Origin of the sequence: Rhodococcus sp. ACS1, from assembly GCF_002300155.1 — a bacterium.
Classification (GTDB): Bacteria; Actinomycetota; Actinomycetes; order Mycobacteriales; family Mycobacteriaceae; genus Rhodococcus_F; species Rhodococcus_F koreensis.
Window position 1 is genome coordinate 1 of the sequence record NZ_NSDZ01000012.1, and the last position, 17,130, is coordinate 17,130.

Below are 17,130 nucleotides of genomic sequence, written 5' to 3' on the forward strand. Positions count from 1 at the left end.
ACCTCGTGTCCCCCGCCTTCCGGCCGGGGTCGGTGTCCGTGTCGCTCTGACCTGGAATAAGTTACGCGAAGGGAAACTGCTTGCCAAATCGCCAGGTCACGGTGTTCGTCGTTGCAGGATTCCGCTGGTCAGAGCCGGTGCGCCCCTTCGGATCCGGGGCCTCGCCGCTCGTACCGGTTACTGTGACGCCGGACTCACCGTGAAGAACCGGGTTCCGCGTCCACTCGTTCGATGCGGCCACCGAGTTCCTGCAGGATCTCGACGAAGCGGGGATAGCCGCGGTCGATGTGGAAGACGTCGTGCACTTCGGTCACCCCGTCGGCGACGAGACCCGCCAGCACGAGGCCGGCTCCCGCCCGGATGTCCGACGACCACACCGGCGCACTCGACAACTGCGCGATTCCCCGGATCACTGCGTGATGACCGTCCGTCCGCGCATCGGCGCCCAACCGGATCATCTCTTCGACGAACCGGAACCGCGCCTCGAAGACGTTCTCCGTGATCATCGATGTTCCCTCCGCGACCGCCGCGAGGCCGATCGCCATCGGCTGCAGGTCGGTGGGGAAACCCGGATAGGGCAGCGTCGCGAAGTTGACGGCTGTCGGCCGCGCTTCCTGGACCACCCGGAATCCGTCCGCCTCGGCCGTAACCTCGGCGCCGGCCACCCGCAGCTTGTCGAGCACCAGGCCGAGGTGCTTCGGGTTGACCCCGCGCACGCGCACGTCACCGCGCGTCATCGACGCCGCGATCCCCCACGTCGCCGCGACGATCCGGTCGCCGATGACGCGGTGCGTGGTCGGCTCGAGCTTGGGGACGCCCTGGATGGTCAGCGTGGATGTGCCGGCACCCTGGATCTTCGCGCCCATCTGGATCAGCATGTTGCACAGGTCGACGATCTCGGGTTCGCGGGCCGCGTTGTCGATCACCGTCTCGCCCTTGGCGAGGACGGCGGCCATCAGGATGTTCTCGGTCGCCCCCACCGACGGGAACGCGAGCCGGATGTTCGCACCGTGCAGGTCCTCGGCCTGCGCGACCACGCAGCCGTGCTCGATCGTGCTGTGCGCACCCAGCAACCGCAGCCCCGACTGATGCATGTCGAGGGGCCTCGAACCGATGGCGTCGCCACCGGGCAGCGCGACCACGGCGCGACGGCACCGCGCGACGAGCGGTCCGAGCACACACACCGAGGCGCGGAACTGTCGTACCGCCGCGAAATCGGCGTGGTGTTTGGGTTCGGCGGGTGTCGTGATCCGGACGACGGAATCATCGAGGTCCACCTCGCAGCCGAGGCCCCGCAGGACGTCGGCCATCAAAGGAACATCCAGGATGTCCGGACAATTGGTGACAGTTGTGGTGCCCTCAGCCAACAGCGCTGCCGCCATCAGCTTGAGAACGCTGTTCTTCGCGCCCCCGACAGACACTTCACCTACGAGGCGGTTACCGCCGGTGACAAGGAAGCGTTCGCTCACAGAACACAGCCTAGAGCCAGGGATGCCGGCACCGGAGGCCGGTACCGTAACGCTATGGCCGTACACCTCACCAAGATCTATACCCGGACCGGCGACGACGGGACCACCGGACTCAGCGATTTCTCCCGTGTGTCGAAGAACGATCCGCGGCTGATCGCGTACGCCGACTGCGACGAGGCGAACGCCTCGATCGGGGTTGCGGTCGCGCTGGGCGACCCGCCGGAGGAGATCCGGTCGATCCTGCGGCAGATCCAGAACGACTTGTTCGATGCCGGCGCCGACCTCTCCACCCCGGTGGAGGCGGAACCGAAATACCCGCCGCTGCGCATCACCGGCGAATACATCGATCGTCTCGAAAGCTGGTGCGACGAACTGAACGAACGCCTGGAGCCGCTGAACTCCTTCATTCTCCCGGGCGGGACGGCGCTGGGCGCTCTGCTGCACGTGGCGCGGACAGTGACCCGTCGCGCCGAGCGGTCCGCGTGGGCGGCCGTCGACACCAACCCGGAGACCACCAACGCTCTTCCGGCGAAATACCTCAACCGGCTGTCGGATCTGCTGTTCATCGTCAGCAGGCTCGCGAACCCCGAGGGCGACGTGCTCTGGAAGCCGGGCGCCGGGAAGTCCTGATCAGAGACGGCGACCGCGAACCGATCGGCCGGACGGTCGCGATTCGACCCAGGACAGGAACGCGGTCAACGCTCCCCCGTCCAATGCGATCTCGTACGAGCTCCCGCGGTCCTTGACCGACAGGATGATGATCTCGTCGGACATGATGTCGAATTCGGAGCCCTCGGGGCTGCGACGACCTGCGACCTCGATGCCCTGGCGCTCGATACGCGAATCGGGGCCAGGTCGCAGACTCGACAGTTTGAAGAAGACGAGGGAGCCCTCGCCGTAGCGGATGACGCCGTGGCGCCACCCGGTGTCCCCCAGGGCAGGCGTCACCCGGAGGATCGCCGCGGTGCCCCCGCGGCGCAGTACTGCAAGCCGATACAGAAAAACCGCGACGGAGGCCGCGAGCAGCACAACCAGAATGATCAACACAGTCATTCCGATTGTCACTGTTCGTCGGCTCCGTCGCGGTCTTTCTCGTGCAGCCTAGGCGCGCTCGACAGCGCGGACCCGACCCTTGGCGACAGCAATCGCCTCGAGGTCGTCTCCACTCTCTGCGAGCACGGCCTTGGCCGCTTCCACATCGATGTCCTCGGCCAAGTCGGCTGACTCGGCGAGGATCGTGACTGTCTTCGCGGTCACGGACAGGAATCCGCCGTGCACAGCAGCGACGATACGCTCACCGTCGGCCGTCGTGATCGCAACCACTCCGCCCTCGACCAGCTGTCCGAGAACCGGCTCATGCCCGGGCATGACACCGATCTCGCCCTCGGTCGTCTGTGCGCTGACGAGAGTCGCCGAACCAGACCACAACCGTCGCTCCACGGCGACGAGTTCCACGGTCATCTCAGCCATCGTCGACTACTTCCCGGCGATCTTCTTGGCTGCAGCCTCGACGTCGTCGAGTCCACCACAGCTGTTGAACGCCTGCTCGGGCAGGTGATCGAACTCGCCCTTGCAGATGCGGTCGAACGCCTCGATGGTGTCGCGGAGCGGCACCACGGAGCCGGGCTCACCGGTGAACTTCTCGGCGACGATGAAGTTCTGGCCGAGGAACTTCTGCAGACGACGGGCACGGCCGACGAGCACCTTGTCCTCTTCCTGCAGCTCGTCCATACCGAGGATGGCGATGATGTCCTGCAGTTCCTTGTACTTCTGCAGGATGCGCTTGACCTCGTTGGCGACCCGGAAGTGCTCGGCACCGACGATGCCGGGCTCCAGGATGCGGGAGGTGGAGGTCAGCGGGTCCACAGCGGGGTAGATACCCATCTGCGAGATCGGACGCGACAGCTCGGTGGTGGCGTCGAGGTGCGCGAACGTCGTGGCCGGCGCCGGGTCGGTGTAGTCGTCGGCGGGCACGTAGATCGCCTGCAGCGAGGTGATGGAGCGGCCTCGCGTCGAGGTGATCCGCTCCTGCAGCTCACCCATCTCGTCAGCCAGGGTCGGCTGGTAACCCACGGCCGAAGGCATACGACCGAGCAGGGTCGACACCTCGGAACCGGCCTGGGTGAAACGGAAGATGTTGTCGATGAACAGCAACACGTCCTGACCCTGGACATCGCGGAAGTACTCCGCCATGGTCAGCGCGGACAGGGCGACGCGCATACGCGTTCCCGGCGGCTCGTCCATCTGGCCGAAGACGAGGGCGGTGTCCTGGAGGACGCCCATCTCTTCCATCTCGAGGTGAAGGTCGGTGCCCTCACGGGTGCGCTCACCGACGCCTGCGAACACCGAGGTGCCGGAGAACTCGCGGGCGATACGGGTGATCATTTCCTGGATCAGAACGGTCTTGCCGACACCGGCACCACCGAACAGACCGATCTTTCCACCCTTGACGTACGGGGTGAGGAGGTCGATGACCTTGATGCCGGTCTCGAGGATCTCCGTCTTACCCTCGAGCTGGTCGAAGGCCGGTGGCTTGCGGTGGATGCCCCACTGCTCGCCGTCGCGACCCGTACCGGGAGCGTCGAGGCAGTCGCCCAGCGCGTTGAAGACGTGGCCCTTGACGACGTCGCCGACGGGAACCGAGATCGGCTTGCCCGTGTCGGACACCGAGGTGCCGCGGATCAGACCGTCGGTGGGCTGCATCGAGACGGTGCGCACCAGGTTGTCGCCGAGGTGCTGTGCAACCTCGAGGGTCAGCGTCTTGGCGACCGAGGGGAGCGTGATCTCGGCGTGCAGGGCGTTGAACAGTTCAGGAATGGCGCCACGCGGGAATTCAACGTCCACGACGGGACCGATGACCCGCACGACGCGGCCGGCGACGGACGAACCCGAGCCTGCCCCGTTGTTTTCGGTTACTGCTGCGGTCATTGCTTAGTCACTTCCTGCGCTCGAGGCGAGCGCATTCGCGCCGCCGACGATCTCGCTGATTTCCTGGGTGATCTGGGCCTGGCGAGCCTGGTTTGCCTGACGGCTCAACGTGTTCACCAGTTCGTTTGCGTTGTCCGTCGCGGCCTTCATGGCGGTACGACGGGCAGCCGACTCCGACGCCGCAGCATCCAGCAGCGAGGAGTAAATGCGGGTGCTGATGTACTTCGGCAGCAGGGCACCGAGCAGCTTGTCGGGTTCCGGCTCGAAGTTGTATCCGGCGACCGGGTCCGAGTTGCTGGACCCGTGACCGTTCGTCAGGATGTCTTCGCCGAGTTCGACGTGCTCCTCGGAGACCATCACCTCGAGGGGAGCCATCCGGCGAACCTCGGGAGACTGGGTCAGCATCGACACGAAGCGGGTGTAGACGATGTGCAGCTCGTCGACGCCTTCGATGGTGCCCTCACCGTTCGGCGCGGGAACCTCGGAGCCGGATCCGGCCATGAACAGGTCGACCAGGTGCCGGCTCGCCTTGGCAGCGTCGGAGTAGCCCGGATTCTGGGAGAACCCGGTCCACGCACCCCCCAGATCGCGGTCACGGAACGTGTAGTAGCCCAGGCCCTTGGATCCGAGCACGTAGATCACCGGATCCTTGCCCTCGCTGCGCAGCAGCTGGAACAGCTCCTCGGCCTCCTTGAGGACGTTGGAGTTGTATCCGCCGCACATACCGCGGTCACTGGTGACGACCAGGACCGCGGCACGCTTGGGATCGGTGCGCTCGTTGAGCAACGGGTGGTCCAGCGAAGCGGACGCGCTCGCCAGCTCCGAGAGAACCTTCGTGATCTCCTCGGCGTACGGCTTCGCCGCGGCGACGCGCGACTGTGCCTTCGTGATCCGCGAGGTCGCGATCAGTTCCTGGGCCTTGGTGATCTTCTTGGTCGAGTTGACCGACTTGATGCGAGACCTCAGTTCGAGAATGCTTGCCATCGATCGATCACTCTCCCTTCATGTTTCGCAGCATCATGGGCAGGCCGCTCACTTGCTGACGGTGGTGCGCTTGACGTTGATCTGCTCGTGGCCGACCTCGCCGGCGTCCAGAGCCTCAGCCTCGGCCTCGTTCACGACCCGGCTTCCGTCGGACGCGAGGAACGTTTCCTTGAACTTGTCGGTGGCCTCGACCAGTGCCTTGGCGTTGTCGGCGTCGAGGGCCTTGCCGCCCTTGATGCTCTCGTACACGCCGGAGGCGGTGCGGTGCAGCTCGTCGAGCAGTTCGGCCTCGAAGCGACGGACGTCGCCGACGGGCACGCTGTCGAAGACACCTTCACCGGCGAGGTAGATCGACACGATCTGGTCCTCGACGGGGATCGGGCTGTACTGATCCTGCTTGAGCAGCTCCACCAGGCGGGCGCCACGCTCGAGCTGTGCCTTCGAGGCGGCGTCCAGGTCGGAGGCGAAGGCCGAGAACGCCTCGAGCTCACGGAACTGGGCCAGCTCCAGACGCAGCGAGCCGGAAACCTTCTTCATGCCCTTGGTCTGCGCGGCGCCACCGACACGGGACACCGAGATGCCGACGTTGATGGCGGGACGGACACCCTTGTTGAACAGGTCCGACTCGAGGAACACCTGACCGTCGGTGATGGAGATGACGTTGGTCGGGATGTAGGCCGAGACGTCGTTGGCCTTGGTCTCGATGATCGGCAGCGCGGTCAGCGAGCCTCCACCCAGGGCGTCGGACAGCTTGGCCGAACGCTCCAGCAGGCGGGAGTGCAGGTAGAAGACGTCACCGGGGTATGCCTCACGTCCCGGCGGGCGACGCAGCAGCAGCGAGATGGCGCGGTACGCCTCGGCCTGCTTGGTCAGGTCGTCGAACACGACCAGGACGTGCTTGCCCTGGTACATCCAGTGCTGACCGATGGCGGAGCCGGTGTAGGGGGCGAGCCACTTGAAACCGGCGGAGTCGGAGGCCGGGGCAGCGACGATGGTGGTGTACTCCATCGCGCCCTGCTCCTCGAGGGCAGCCTTGACGCCCGCGATGGTGGAACCCTTCTGGCCGATCGCGACGTAGATGCAGCGAACCTGCTGCTTCTCGTCGCCGGTCTCCCAGTTGGCCTTCTGGTTCAGGATCGCGTCGATGCAGACGGCGGTCTTGCCCGTCTTACGGTCGCCGATGACGAGCTGACGCTGTCCGCGGCCGATCGGGGTCATCGCGTCGATGGCCTTGATGCCGGTCTGCAGCGGCTCCTCGACGGGCTGACGCTCGAGCACCGAGGCAGCCTGCAGCTCGAGGGCGCGGGTCTCGTCGCTCGCGATCTCGCCCAGGCCGTCGATCGGCTGGCCGAGCGGGTTGATGACGCGGCCGAGGAAGGCGTCGCCGACGGGTACCGACAGCACGTCGCCGGTCCGCTTGACTTCCTGGCCTTCCTGGATGTTCTCGTAATCGCCCAGGATGACGGCACCGATCTCGGTGGCATCCAGGTTGAGCGCGACGCCCAGAATTCCGCCGGGGAACTCCAGCAGTTCGTTGGCCATCGCCGAAGGCAGGCCACTGACGTGCGCGATGCCGTCGCTGGTGTCGGTCACGACGCCGACCTCTTCGCGGGAGGCCTCCGGGGAGTAGCTCGCGGTGTAGTTCTCGATCGCGCTACGGATCTCGTCGGAGGAGATCGTCAGCTCCGCCATGTTTTTCCTGCTCTCGGTGTCTGGTCTTCGAAAAGATCTGGGGTATGGGGTTCGGTTGCGGACTACTTGAGGGACTTCCGCAACGCTGCGAGACGTCCCGCTCCGCTGCCGTCGATCACCTCGTCGCCCACCCGGACGACCAAGCCGCTGAGGAGTTCAGGATCGACCTCCACGTGAACCGTCACCGGCTTCCCGTAGGTACGGGTGAGGGTGGCGGTCAGCCGATCCGACTGCTCACTGGACAGCGGAGCAGCGCTGCGCACCTTGGCGACAACGGCCTTCCGCTGCGCTGCTGCCAGATTCGACAGTTCGTCGAAGGCGTCCGCGGGTGCGGAGTTCTTCAACCGGCCCACTGCCTGGGTCGCCAATGCCTCGGAGACCGCGGTGACCTTGCCGTACAGCAGCTTGGAGAGCAGGTCACGCTTGCCCTTCGCCGGTACGGAACGGTCGGACAGTGACTGCTCGAGCTTGGGGTCACCGGCAACGATGCGGCCGAGACGGAAGAGCTCGTCCTCGACGGCGTCGAGCTGTCCCTGATCGGCCGCTGCCTTCAGCAGCGATTCCCGACCGAGGAGCACCAGCGAGTTGAGCAGGTCGGAGGTGGCGGACCAGTCCTGGCCCACCGCCGCCTTCAGGACGGCGAGGGTCTCGGCCGAGACCTTGCCGCCGAACACCTGCTGGGCCAGACCTTCGCGAACGCTCCCGATCGTCGAGGTGTCCGACAGGGCACTCCGGAGAGTGCGCTGCTCGTCCAGGATCTCGACGACCGAGAACAGCTCGGCCCCGATCTGGGCCGCGGCCGCTGTGGCTGCTCCGGCAGAGACGGATCCCAAGGCCGAAGACAACGCAGCACGGGTCTGCGTCAAGGCCTCACGGCTCGCTGCGTACATGGTGCTCACTTCCCTGCTGCGGAATTTGCGCCGATGGAGTCGAGCTCGTTCAGGAATCGATCGACCGTGCCGGCCCGCTTCACGTCGTCGGCGAGGGACTCACCGATGAGCTTCTCAGCGAGGTCGACCGCGGTGCGGCCGAGATCGGCGCGCAGTTCGGCGACGATCTGCTGACGCTGCGCAACCAGCTGGTTGTTGCCGGCGGCCACGATGCGGTCGCTTTCTTCCTGAGCCTGTGCCTTCATTTCGGCGATGATCTGCTGCCCCTGGGTGCGCGCGTCCTCACGGATCTGCGCAGCTTCGGTGCGAGCTTCGGCCAGCTGAGCGCGGTACTGCTCGAGCGCCGCCTTCGCTTCGGCCTGGGCCTCTTCGGCCCGCTTGATGCCGCCGTCGATCTGCTCGGTTCGCTCGGCAAGGACCTTCTGGAACATCGGAAGGACGTACTTCCAGAAGACGAAACCAACGATGACCAGGCAGACGATCGACCAAACGATGTCATACGTCGCGGGGAGGAGAGGGTTGTGACTCTCTTCCTCTGCCGCGAGCAATGCGATGTTGGCTGCCATGTGACGGTCTTAGAAAATGAAGCCGGCGACGAGGCCGATCAGCGCGAGGGCTTCGGTGAAGGCGATACCGAGGAACATCGTGGTACGAACCTGTCCGGCCATCTCGGGCTGGCGAACCATTCCCTCGATTGCCTTACCGACAACGATGCCCACGCCGATGCCGGGGCCGATCGCGGCGAGACCGTAGCCGATGGCTCCGAAGCCCGTCGAGCGGGTTTCCTGGACAGCTTCCTGAGCGAGGTAGGCGAGGCTCATGGTGTTCCGTTCCCTTTCTGTTGACCTCCGCCGGATTCGGCGGGAGGCTCAGTTCTTGGTGTAGCTGGTCGTGAAGCTTGTGGTGCTAGTGCGAATCCGCGTGCAGCGCCAGATCGATGTACACCGACGTGAGCAGCGCGAAGACGTAGGCCTGCAGGAAGATCACCAGCAGTTCGAAGAAGGTGAATGCAATGCCGGCGGCAAGCGAGGCCACACCGAACACGGCCTGGAACCCACCGGAGACGAAGAAGAAGTACTGGGTGGCGCTGAAGAACAGCACCAGCAGGATGTGGCCGGCCAGCATGTTGGCCATGAGACGAACCATGAGCGTGAACGGCCGGAGGACGAACGTCGAGATGAACTCGATCGGCACGAGCAGGAAGTGCAGCGGAAGCGGTACACCCGGGACGACGATGCTGCTCTTCACGTACTTGAAGAAGCCGTACTTCTTGATGCCGACGTAGTTGAACACGATGTACGCCAGGGCGGCGAGCACGAGCGGCATGCCGATGCGCGCGTTCGGCGAGATGTTGATGAAGGGGATGATGCTGCCGAGGTTGCTGGCGAGCACCAGGAAGAAGATGGTGGTGATGACCGGCAGGAAGCGCTTGCCCTGCTCCTTGCCGAGAATCTCTTCCGCGATGTTGATCCGGACGAAGTCGAGCGCGATCTCACCGATGTTCTGGACACCGCGAGGAATGATCTTCGGGCTGCGCATCGCGATGACGAAGAAGAGCATCATCAGCGCGGACAGCAGGATGCGAACCAGCATCAGGCGGTCGAGTTCGAACGGAGTCCCTTCGAACAGGACCGCGGGCGGGAAGAAGTCGTTCAGGGAAGGCGCGTGGAATTCTTCCGCGGCCACGTTGATGACGCTCAGCGTTCTCTCCCGTAGTCGGTCCGCAGCCTTCGTTGACTGCGGTTCGATCGGACATTGACGATCAAACAAGTCGACAAGCTCGACTCGCGTATTCGTCAGCTGCTGCGGACTGTTCGAGTCCAGCGTCTGTCGGTGTCGGCGACTCTCGTCGACTCGGCGGCCCTGAAAGTGCGGCCACCTACAAGCATGCAATACCGGCGAGTAACTGACTCGCACTCTCATTGCTCTCGCTTGACCCAGACCTTAGCAAGTCATCTACGACGTTGTGTAGACGGGGTCGGGGTCGATTCAATTTTACTACATCTCGTAGTACTACTTATCGTCCGAATCGGGCGATCCGGCGTCGTCCGACGGCGTGGGTTCGACGTACGGCGCCTTGGTACCGAGCACTCCGAACGTTTCCGCTCCCAGCACGATGACCAGCGAAAGCACCATGACCAGCACCAATGCCGTCTTGTCGTAGAAGTCGAGCGGTTTGAGGATCGCGAGGACCGTGATCGCGAGGATCATCTTCAGCAACCACGTACCGAGCAGTACCGCTCCCGCCGTCAGCGCCGGAAGCTTCGCGGTGAACAGCACACCGAGTGCGGTGCACAGGATGAATCCTCCCCCGACCGCCGCACCGAGAAGGGCCCCGTACAGGCCCGGCTTACCCGCGACGAGAAAAGCGACGATCGAACCGACCACTGCCAGCACGATCAGACCGAGAACTCCGTAGCGCACGGCAGCCCGCAACGACGCGGTGTGATCAGGGGCGGAGGCAGGGGTGAACGTCACGGTCGCCAAGGGTAGTGGATCCTCGCCGGTCCGCGGCAACCCTCCCGTCAGCCCCGACGATCGTGCTGCTGTCCGCGAATCGACGGGACAGCCGTCACGACCAATGCGAAGACCAGGCCTCCCGCGACCAGGAGCACGACGACGCGACGGTCGAACAGGGCCGAACCGACCGCGCCGAACGCCAGCACACCGACCCACAAGTAGATGAGCAGCACGACGCGGCGGTGCGAGTGCCCGATCTGCAGGAGCCGGTGGTGGAGGTGCATCTTGTCGGGGCTGAACGGGCTCACCCCGGCGCGGGTTCGCCGGACCACGGCCAGCAACAGGTCGAGGATCGGAATGAACATGACGGCACCGACCAACAGCAGCGGCGAGAGCAGACCGAGCAGGTCGCGGGTGCCGTACGCGGTCAACGGAATGCGACCGGACGCGCTGGTGGAGATGGCCGCCAGCATCAGTCCGATCAGCATGGAGCCGGAGTCGCCCATGAAGATCTTGGCGGGCTGGAAGTTGTGCGGAAGGAAACCGAGACACGCACCTGCCAGGGCGGCGGCGATCAGAGCGGGCGGATAGGCGCTGACGTCGCCGCCCTGATCGTGCAGAAGTCCCACCGAGAACACGCAGATCGCGAGCGACGAGATCAGGCCGAGGCCCGCGGCGAGGCCGTCGAGGCCGTCGACGAAGTTCATGGCGTTCACCATCACCACCGCGACACCAACGGTGACGAGACCGGCCTGCAGCTGGTCGAGGATGACCGTGCTGCCGTCCCCGAACGGCATATAGACGATGAACCAGCTCACCCCCATCACGACGAGGATCCCGGCCGCGGTGACCTGGCCGACGAACTTCGTGAGCGCGTCCAGGCCCCAGCGGTCGTCGACCACCCCCACCAGCACGATCACAAACCCCGACACCAGGGCCGCGGGAATGTCGGAGGTGAACTCGAATCCCCTGGTGAGCGCGGGTAGCTGCTGCGCGAACAACAACGCGACGAGCATGCCGAGATACATGCCGACCCCGCCGAGGCGGGGCGTCGGGATGACATGGACGTCCCGGTCCCGCGGCACCGCCACTGCCCCGAACCGCAGCGCGAACAGCCGCACGGCCCCGGTGGCGAGGTAGGTCACCACCGCGGCCGTGAAGAGGACGAGCAGGAGTTCGCGCAGCGGGACACCCGCGCCCCCACCTGCTTGAGCCAGCACCACGCCGGCCGATTCGGCAGCACTCACTGGGCGGACAGACTCTCCGCCGTCACTCCGAGTACGGCGGCGACATCGCCGGTGGGCACCGCGCCTTCACGCAGGATCCGCGGGGTGGCGCCGGTGAGGTCGACGATGGTCGATGCCTGCCCCTGTTCCGCCCGGCCGCCGTCGAGGTACACGCTCGCCGATCCGCCGAGTTGCTCGCGGGCTTCCTCCACCGTCGTGGCGGGCGAGCGCCCGGAGACGTTCGCGCTCGACACCGCGAGCGGACCGACCTCACGCAGCAGTTCGAGGGCGACCGGGTGCAGCGGCATGCGCAGCATGACCGTGCCCCGGGTGTCGCCGAGATCCCATGCCAGCGAAGGCGCTTGCTCCACAACGAGACTCAGCCCGCCGGGCCAGAACGCCCGGATGAGGTCGCGCGCCTGCGGGCGCACGCTGTACACCAGGCCGTCGATCGTGTTCCACGAGCCGACGAGCACGGGCACCGGCATGTCCCGCCCGCGACCCTTGGCCCGCAGGAGGGCGGCGACGGCCTCGCTGTCGAATGCGTCCGCGCCGATTCCGTACAGCGTGTCCGTGGGGAGCACGACGAGACGCCCGGCCTTCAGCGCATTCTTGGCCGCACTCAGTCCGGCGGAGCGTGAATCGGGAAGGCCACAGTCGTAAACGGTACTCACCGGTTCATTCTTTCACCCTCGGCGTCGGCCCCTGCACGCTGCGCCTCGATATCCGTTGCGACGCGCCGGGCCACGACGAACCGCGGCTTCCCCGCCAGGTCCGGATGCTCCGCGACCTCGCCGAACACCCGGCGGGACGCGAACAGTGCCGCGACGTCGGAGCCGTTCGAGTCGTCGTGCTCGATTCCGACCGCTCCCCCGATGCGCAGCCAGCGCGCGACGTTCGAGATCATCGGCTTGATGACGGACAGACCGTCAGGTCCGGCGAACAGCGCGCTGTGCGGATCGTGGTCGGCCACCTCGGGTTCGAGTTCGACACCCTCCGGGATGTACGGCGGATTCGCGACGATCAGGTCGACCCCGCCCTCGAGCCCGGCGAGCAATGTCCGGTCCGTCACGTCACCCTGGTACAGCCTGATCGGCGCGTCACCTGCCTGTTCGCGGGCGTCGGCATTGCGCCGGGCCCACGCGAGCGCATGCGGTTCCAGTTCGACGGCGTGTACGACGGCGTCGGGGCGGGCGTTGGCGATCGCCAGCGCGAGCGCGCCCGACCCGGTGCACAGGTCGAGGACCACCGGCGGATGCTGATCGCAGCTTCCGAGGAATGCGAGCGCCCACCCGAGCAGCAGTTCCGTCTCCGGGCGCGGCACGAAAACGCCGGGGCCGACCTCGATGTCGATGTCTCCCATGGCGGCCGTACCGAGGATGTACTGCAACGGAATCCGCTTGGCCCGCTGGTCGACCATCTTCTTGTAGGCGTCGATCACCGACTCGTCGACGAGCGGGACGAGCCCGAGCCGGGTTCGCTCCACCCCCAGCAGGTGTGCCGCGAGCAGTTCGGCGTCCGCACGGGAGCTACGCACCCCGGCCTCGTCGAGTTGCGCGGTTGCGTCGATCAGGGCCAGGCGAAGAGGAAGGCGACTCACAGGTACAGACTGCCACGCGGCCCGCCGCCCGGTGGCGCGGTCCCGGCTTCGCGGTTACTCCGCGGCGAGCCTCGCCTCACGGTCCGACTTGCCGAGCGCGTCGAGCAGGGCGTCGAGTTCGCCGTCCAGGACCGCATCCAGGTTGTGGGACTTGAACCCGATCCGGTGATCGGTGATGCGGTTCTCCGGGAAGTTGTACGTACGGATCCGCTCGGAACGGTCGACGGTGCGCACCTGGCTCTGCCTGCCCGCCGACGCCTCCGCGTCCGCGGCCTCCTCCGCCGCAGCCTGCAACCGGGCGGCGAGCACCTGCATGGCGCGGGCCTTGTTCTGCAGCTGCGAGCGTTCGTTCTGACAGGTCACGACGATGCCGGTGGGCAGGTGCGTGATCCGGACCGCGGAGTCGGTGGTGTTGACACCCTGACCACCCTTGCCCGAGGAGCGGTAGACGTCGATGCGCAGGTCGGTTTCGTCGATCTGCACCTCCTCCACCTCTTCCGGTTCCGGGTAGATGAGGACACCGGCGGCGGACGTGTGGACGCGTCCCTGCGATTCCGTCACGGGCACACGCTGCACACGGTGGACGCCGCCCTCGAACTTCAGCCGCGCCCAGACCCCGTCACGCACATCGCCCTTCGACTTGATCGACAGCGTCGCGTCCTTGTATCCGCCGAGGTCGGACACGGTCGCGTCGAGGATCTCGACGCGCCAACCGTGACGCTCGGCGTACCGGACGTACATCCGGGCCAGGTCGGAGGCGAACAACGCGGATTCCTCGCCGCCCTCCCCCGACTTCACCTCGAGCACCACGTCGTCACCGTCGTGCGGGTCGCGGGGAGCCAGGAGATCGGTGAGAGTCTTGTCCAGTTCGAGGACCTGCTCCTCGAGTGCGGGCACCTCGGCGGCGAAGCTGGAATCGTCGGCGGCGAGTTCACGCGCCGCCTCCAGATCGTCCTGCGCCGACTTGAGCCTGGTGTACGTCGCCATGATCGGTGCGAGTTCGGCGAATCGCTTGCCCGCCTTGCGGGCCGCGGAAGCGTCGTTGTGCAGGGCCGGATCCGCCAACTGCTGCTCCAGGCCGGCATGTTCGGCCAGGATGTCGTCGATGGCCGAAGGCTGGGTGGTCCCTGCCATGATTCGCTCCGCTCTGCGTTCGTTCGGGAAGTAGGCACAAAAAAGCCGACGCCCGGCCTGCAATTATCGCAGGACGGGCGTCGGCCGAACAGCTAGGACTCTGCAGATTCCTTGGCTGCGCCCTTGCCGGCACGCTTGCCGTAGCGAGCCTCGAAGCGGGCGACACGTCCACCGGTGTCGAGGATCTTCTGCTTGCCGGTGTAGAACGGGTGGCACTGCGAGCAGACCTCGACGTTGATACGCCCGGTCTCCTTGGTGCTGTGGGTCTCGAAGGTGTTGCCGCAACCACAGACCACGGTGGTGGCCACGTAATTGGGGTGAATGCCTGACTTCATGGTGTCCCTTTCAATGGTCGCCGGGTCGCCTTCGCCGTTCGAAGACGTGAACCGGAACCGGACTCAGCCGCTCAGTATGCCAGACCGCAGGTTCGCGATCCCAATCGGCATTTTGTGCTTGCGGTGTGGTCAACGCGGGTGGTCCGCGTTTTGTTCCACGGTGATTCCGGAGGGGGAAACAGCGGGGCCCGGCGACCGAAAGTCGCCGGGCCCCGCTTCGGGTCGATGATCAGTCGTCGATCGCGCCCGGAGCAGTCTTCGACACCTGCATGAGGAATTCGAGGTTGCTCTTGCTCTTCTTGAGCCGGTCGATCAGCAGATCGATGGCCTGGTGCGAATCGAGACCGGAGAGCACGCGCCGGAGCTTGTGCAGCACCGCCGCCTCGTCCGGGCTGAGCAGCAGCTCGTCCTTACGTGTGCCCGAGGGGTTCACGTCCACGGCCGGGAACACGCGGCGTTCCGCGATCTTGCGGTCCAGCTTCAGCTCGGCGTTACCGGTGCCCTTGAACTCCTCGAAGATCACGGTGTCGCCGGTGGAACCGGTCTCGACCATTGCCGTCGCGATGATCGTGAGCGAACCGCCGTTCTCGATGTTGCGCGCAGCACCGAGGAAACGCTTCGGCGGGTACAGCGCGGTCGAGTCGACACCACCGGAGAGGATACGTCCCGACGCCGGCGACGAGTTGTTGTACGCACGGCCGAGGCGGGTGATCGAGTCGAGCAGGACGACGACGTCCTTACCCGCCTCCACCAGGCGCTTCGCACGCTCGATGGCGAGCTCGGCGACCGACGTGTGGTCTCCCGGCGGGCGGTCGAAGGTCGAGGAGATGACCTCGCCCTTCACCGAACGCTGCATGTCGGTGACCTCTTCGGGACGCTCGTCGACCAGCACGACCATGAGGTAGCACTCGGGGTTGTTGGTCGCGATGGCGTTCGCGATGGCCTGCAGAACGCTGGTCTTACCGGCCTTCGGCGGGCTCACGATCAGCGCACGCTGTCCCTTGCCGATCGGCATCACCAAGTCGATGACACGCGTCGTCAGGATGTTCGGCGTCGTCTCCAGACGCAGCCGCTGATTCGGGTACAGCGGGGTGAGCTTGCCGAACTCGGGGCGCTTCTTGGCCGCTTCGACGTCGCCGCCGTTGACGGTGTCGATGCGGACCAGCGGGTTGAACTTCTGCCGCTGGTTGCCCTGGTCACCCTCGCGTCCGATCCGGACGGCGCCGGTGATGGCGTCGCCGCGACGGAGGCCGTTCTTGCGGATCAGGTTCATCGACACGTAGACGTCGTTCGGTCCGGCCAGGTAGCCGGAGGTCCGCACGAACGCGTAGTTGTCGAGGACGTCCAGGATGCCCGCGACCGGCTGCAGGACGTCGTCCTCGCGGATCTCGGTCTCGCGAACGTCACCGCCGCCGCCTTCACCGCGGTCGCGTCCACGACGACGTTCGCGGAAGCGGCGTCCGCGGCGTCCGCGACCGCCTTCCTCGTCGTCGCCGGGGCGGTTGTCGCTGGTGCGCGGGCCGTTGCCGCCCTGGCTGCGGTCGCCACGGTTGTCGCGGTCGCCCCGGTCGCCCCGGTCACCGCGGGTCTCGCCGCGATCACCACGGGTGTCGCCACGGGTGTCGCCACGGTCGCCGCCGCGCTCACGTCGGTTGCGGTCGCCGCCCTGCTCGCCGGAGCCGTCCTGCTTCGCCGGCTTCTCGGCGGAATCCTGACGGTCCTCGGCCTGCTTGCGCTCGGCCTGCTGCGTGTCGGTGGCAGTCGCCGAGGCCGTGTCCTGGGCGTTGCCGCCCTGGTCACCCTGCTCGGGAGCGCCCGCCCGACGTGCGGATCCGCGACGCTGGCGGCCACGACGTCCGCCTTCGGCGGTGTCGGTGTCCCCTGCAGCGCCGTCGGCCGTCGCAGGTTCGGCCGTCTTGGGCTCGGCGGCCTTCTCGGCGGGTTCCGCCTGCGGAATCACTTCGAGTTCGGTCTGAGCGGACTGTTCGCGCTTGGCGCGCGTCGCCCGGGTCCGGGGAGCGGTTTCGGTCGCGGCAGCGGCCGGGGCCGCAGAGCCGCCCTGACGCTCCTTGATCGCGGCGATCAGGTCGCCCTTGCGCATCCCCGAAATGCCCTTGATGCCCAGCTCACCTGCGAGAGAGCGGAGCTCGGTGAGCACCATTCCGGACAGCCCGGCACCTCGGCGCGCGTCGGCGCGCTTTGTGGAGGCCGTCACTGATGACGCCTGTGAAGAGTCGCCTGCCTGCGCGCCAACGGTATCCACCGAGGAGGCGCGCACAGGAGCGGCGATGAGGTCCGTATCGGTCACGGAGGTCCTTTCCTTCCCTCACTCGCGCTGCGCAGAGTCGAGGGTTCGTCCCGTAATTCGGTTTCGAATACCGAATTCGGATGTGCCGTACGTAGTTGCATGTG

At 66.2% G+C, this 17,130-nt stretch carries 18 protein-coding genes; 1 reads left to right on the forward strand and 17 read right to left on the reverse strand.

Features of this window, described 5'->3' with window-relative positions; all coding sequences use genetic code 11:
• Positions 1-194 precede the first annotated feature (194 nt).
• Complete coding sequence (murA, locus tag CJ179_RS44520; RefSeq protein ID WP_072946140.1) at positions 195-1,469, reverse strand: UDP-N-acetylglucosamine 1-carboxyvinyltransferase; 1,275 nt, start codon at positions 1,467-1,469, stop codon at positions 195-197.
• A gap of 54 nt (positions 1,470-1,523) precedes the next feature.
• Here murA and CJ179_RS44525 point away from each other — a divergent pair, with 54 nt between their 5' ends.
• Positions 1,524-2,099 carry a cob(I)yrinic acid a,c-diamide adenosyltransferase gene (locus tag CJ179_RS44525; protein ID WP_095865706.1) on the forward strand — a complete coding sequence of 192 codons (576 nt, stop codon included), beginning with the start codon at positions 1,524-1,526 and terminating at the stop codon, positions 2,097-2,099.
• Here the strand turns inward: CJ179_RS44525 and CJ179_RS44530 are convergent, their stop codons facing one another.
• The 16 genes from CJ179_RS44530 to rho all read right to left on the reverse strand — a co-directional run bounded on the left by CJ179_RS44530 (position 2,100) and on the right by rho (position 17,026).
• On the reverse strand, positions 2,100-2,522 hold the full coding sequence (locus CJ179_RS44530; RefSeq protein WP_095865707.1) for a DUF2550 domain-containing protein: 423 nt from the start codon (positions 2,520-2,522) through the stop codon (positions 2,100-2,102). It lies immediately after the preceding gene.
• Between the two features lie 48 nt (positions 2,523-2,570).
• Positions 2,571-2,939 (reverse strand): F0F1 ATP synthase subunit epsilon, encoded by a 369-nt coding sequence (locus tag CJ179_RS44535; RefSeq protein ID WP_007300053.1) that lies wholly within the window; start codon positions 2,937-2,939, stop codon positions 2,571-2,573.
• Positions 2,940-2,945: 6 nt separating this feature from the next.
• Positions 2,946-4,397: a F0F1 ATP synthase subunit beta gene (atpD, locus tag CJ179_RS44540; RefSeq protein WP_005252960.1), complete on the reverse strand. Its 1,452-nt coding sequence runs from the start codon at positions 4,395-4,397 to the stop codon at positions 2,946-2,948.
• A gap of 3 nt (positions 4,398-4,400) precedes the next feature.
• On the reverse strand, positions 4,401-5,381 hold the full coding sequence (locus tag CJ179_RS44545) for a F0F1 ATP synthase subunit gamma (protein WP_095865708.1): 981 nt from the start codon (positions 5,379-5,381) through the stop codon (positions 4,401-4,403).
• Between the two features lie 48 nt (positions 5,382-5,429).
• Positions 5,430-7,073, reverse strand: coding sequence for a F0F1 ATP synthase subunit alpha (gene atpA / locus CJ179_RS44550; protein WP_012688409.1), 1,644 nt, complete (start codon positions 7,071-7,073; stop codon positions 5,430-5,432).
• A 62-nt stretch (positions 7,074-7,135) separates the two neighbouring features.
• Positions 7,136-7,963, reverse strand: coding sequence for a F0F1 ATP synthase subunit delta (locus tag CJ179_RS44555; RefSeq protein WP_179377891.1), 828 nt, complete (start codon positions 7,961-7,963; stop codon positions 7,136-7,138).
• Between the two features lie 5 nt (positions 7,964-7,968).
• Complete coding sequence (locus CJ179_RS44560) at positions 7,969-8,529, reverse strand: F0F1 ATP synthase subunit B (protein WP_095865710.1); 561 nt, start codon at positions 8,527-8,529, stop codon at positions 7,969-7,971.
• Between the two features lie 9 nt (positions 8,530-8,538).
• A complete protein-coding gene (locus CJ179_RS44565; protein ID WP_072946125.1) occupies positions 8,539-8,784 on the reverse strand; it encodes an ATP synthase F0 subunit C in 246 nt (81 codons plus the stop codon).
• An 85-nt stretch (positions 8,785-8,869) separates the two neighbouring features.
• A complete protein-coding gene (gene atpB / locus CJ179_RS44570) occupies positions 8,870-9,655 on the reverse strand; it encodes a F0F1 ATP synthase subunit A (protein WP_371851572.1) in 786 nt (261 codons plus the stop codon).
• 321 nt (positions 9,656-9,976) lie between these two features.
• Entirely contained in the window at positions 9,977-10,450 is a 474-nt protein-coding gene (locus CJ179_RS44575; protein ID WP_072946122.1) for a hypothetical protein, read from the reverse strand.
• Positions 10,451-10,488: 38 nt separating this feature from the next.
• Positions 10,489-11,670, reverse strand: a complete 1,182-nt coding sequence (locus tag CJ179_RS44580; protein WP_072946120.1) for a glycosyltransferase family 4 protein — start codon at positions 11,668-11,670, stop codon at positions 10,489-10,491.
• Positions 11,667-12,323: an L-threonylcarbamoyladenylate synthase gene (locus CJ179_RS44585; RefSeq protein ID WP_072946118.1), complete on the reverse strand. Its 657-nt coding sequence runs from the start codon at positions 12,321-12,323 to the stop codon at positions 11,667-11,669. Before CJ179_RS44585 ends, CJ179_RS44580 begins: the two co-directional genes overlap by 4 nt.
• Positions 12,320-13,249, reverse strand: coding sequence for a peptide chain release factor N(5)-glutamine methyltransferase (gene prmC / locus CJ179_RS44590; protein WP_072946115.1), 930 nt, complete (start codon positions 13,247-13,249; stop codon positions 12,320-12,322). The genes CJ179_RS44585 and prmC overlap by 4 nt, the downstream gene beginning before the upstream one ends.
• Positions 13,250-13,303: 54 nt before the next feature.
• On the reverse strand, positions 13,304-14,383 hold the full coding sequence (gene prfA, locus CJ179_RS44595) for a peptide chain release factor 1 (RefSeq protein ID WP_072946113.1): 1,080 nt from the start codon (positions 14,381-14,383) through the stop codon (positions 13,304-13,306).
• A gap of 92 nt (positions 14,384-14,475) precedes the next feature.
• A complete protein-coding gene (gene rpmE / locus CJ179_RS44600) occupies positions 14,476-14,718 on the reverse strand; it encodes a 50S ribosomal protein L31 (protein WP_005252948.1) in 243 nt (80 codons plus the stop codon).
• Between the two features lie 229 nt (positions 14,719-14,947).
• A complete protein-coding gene (gene rho, locus CJ179_RS44605) occupies positions 14,948-17,026 on the reverse strand; it encodes a transcription termination factor Rho (protein ID WP_095865711.1) in 2,079 nt (692 codons plus the stop codon).
• Between the last annotated feature and the right edge of the window lie 104 nt (positions 17,027-17,130).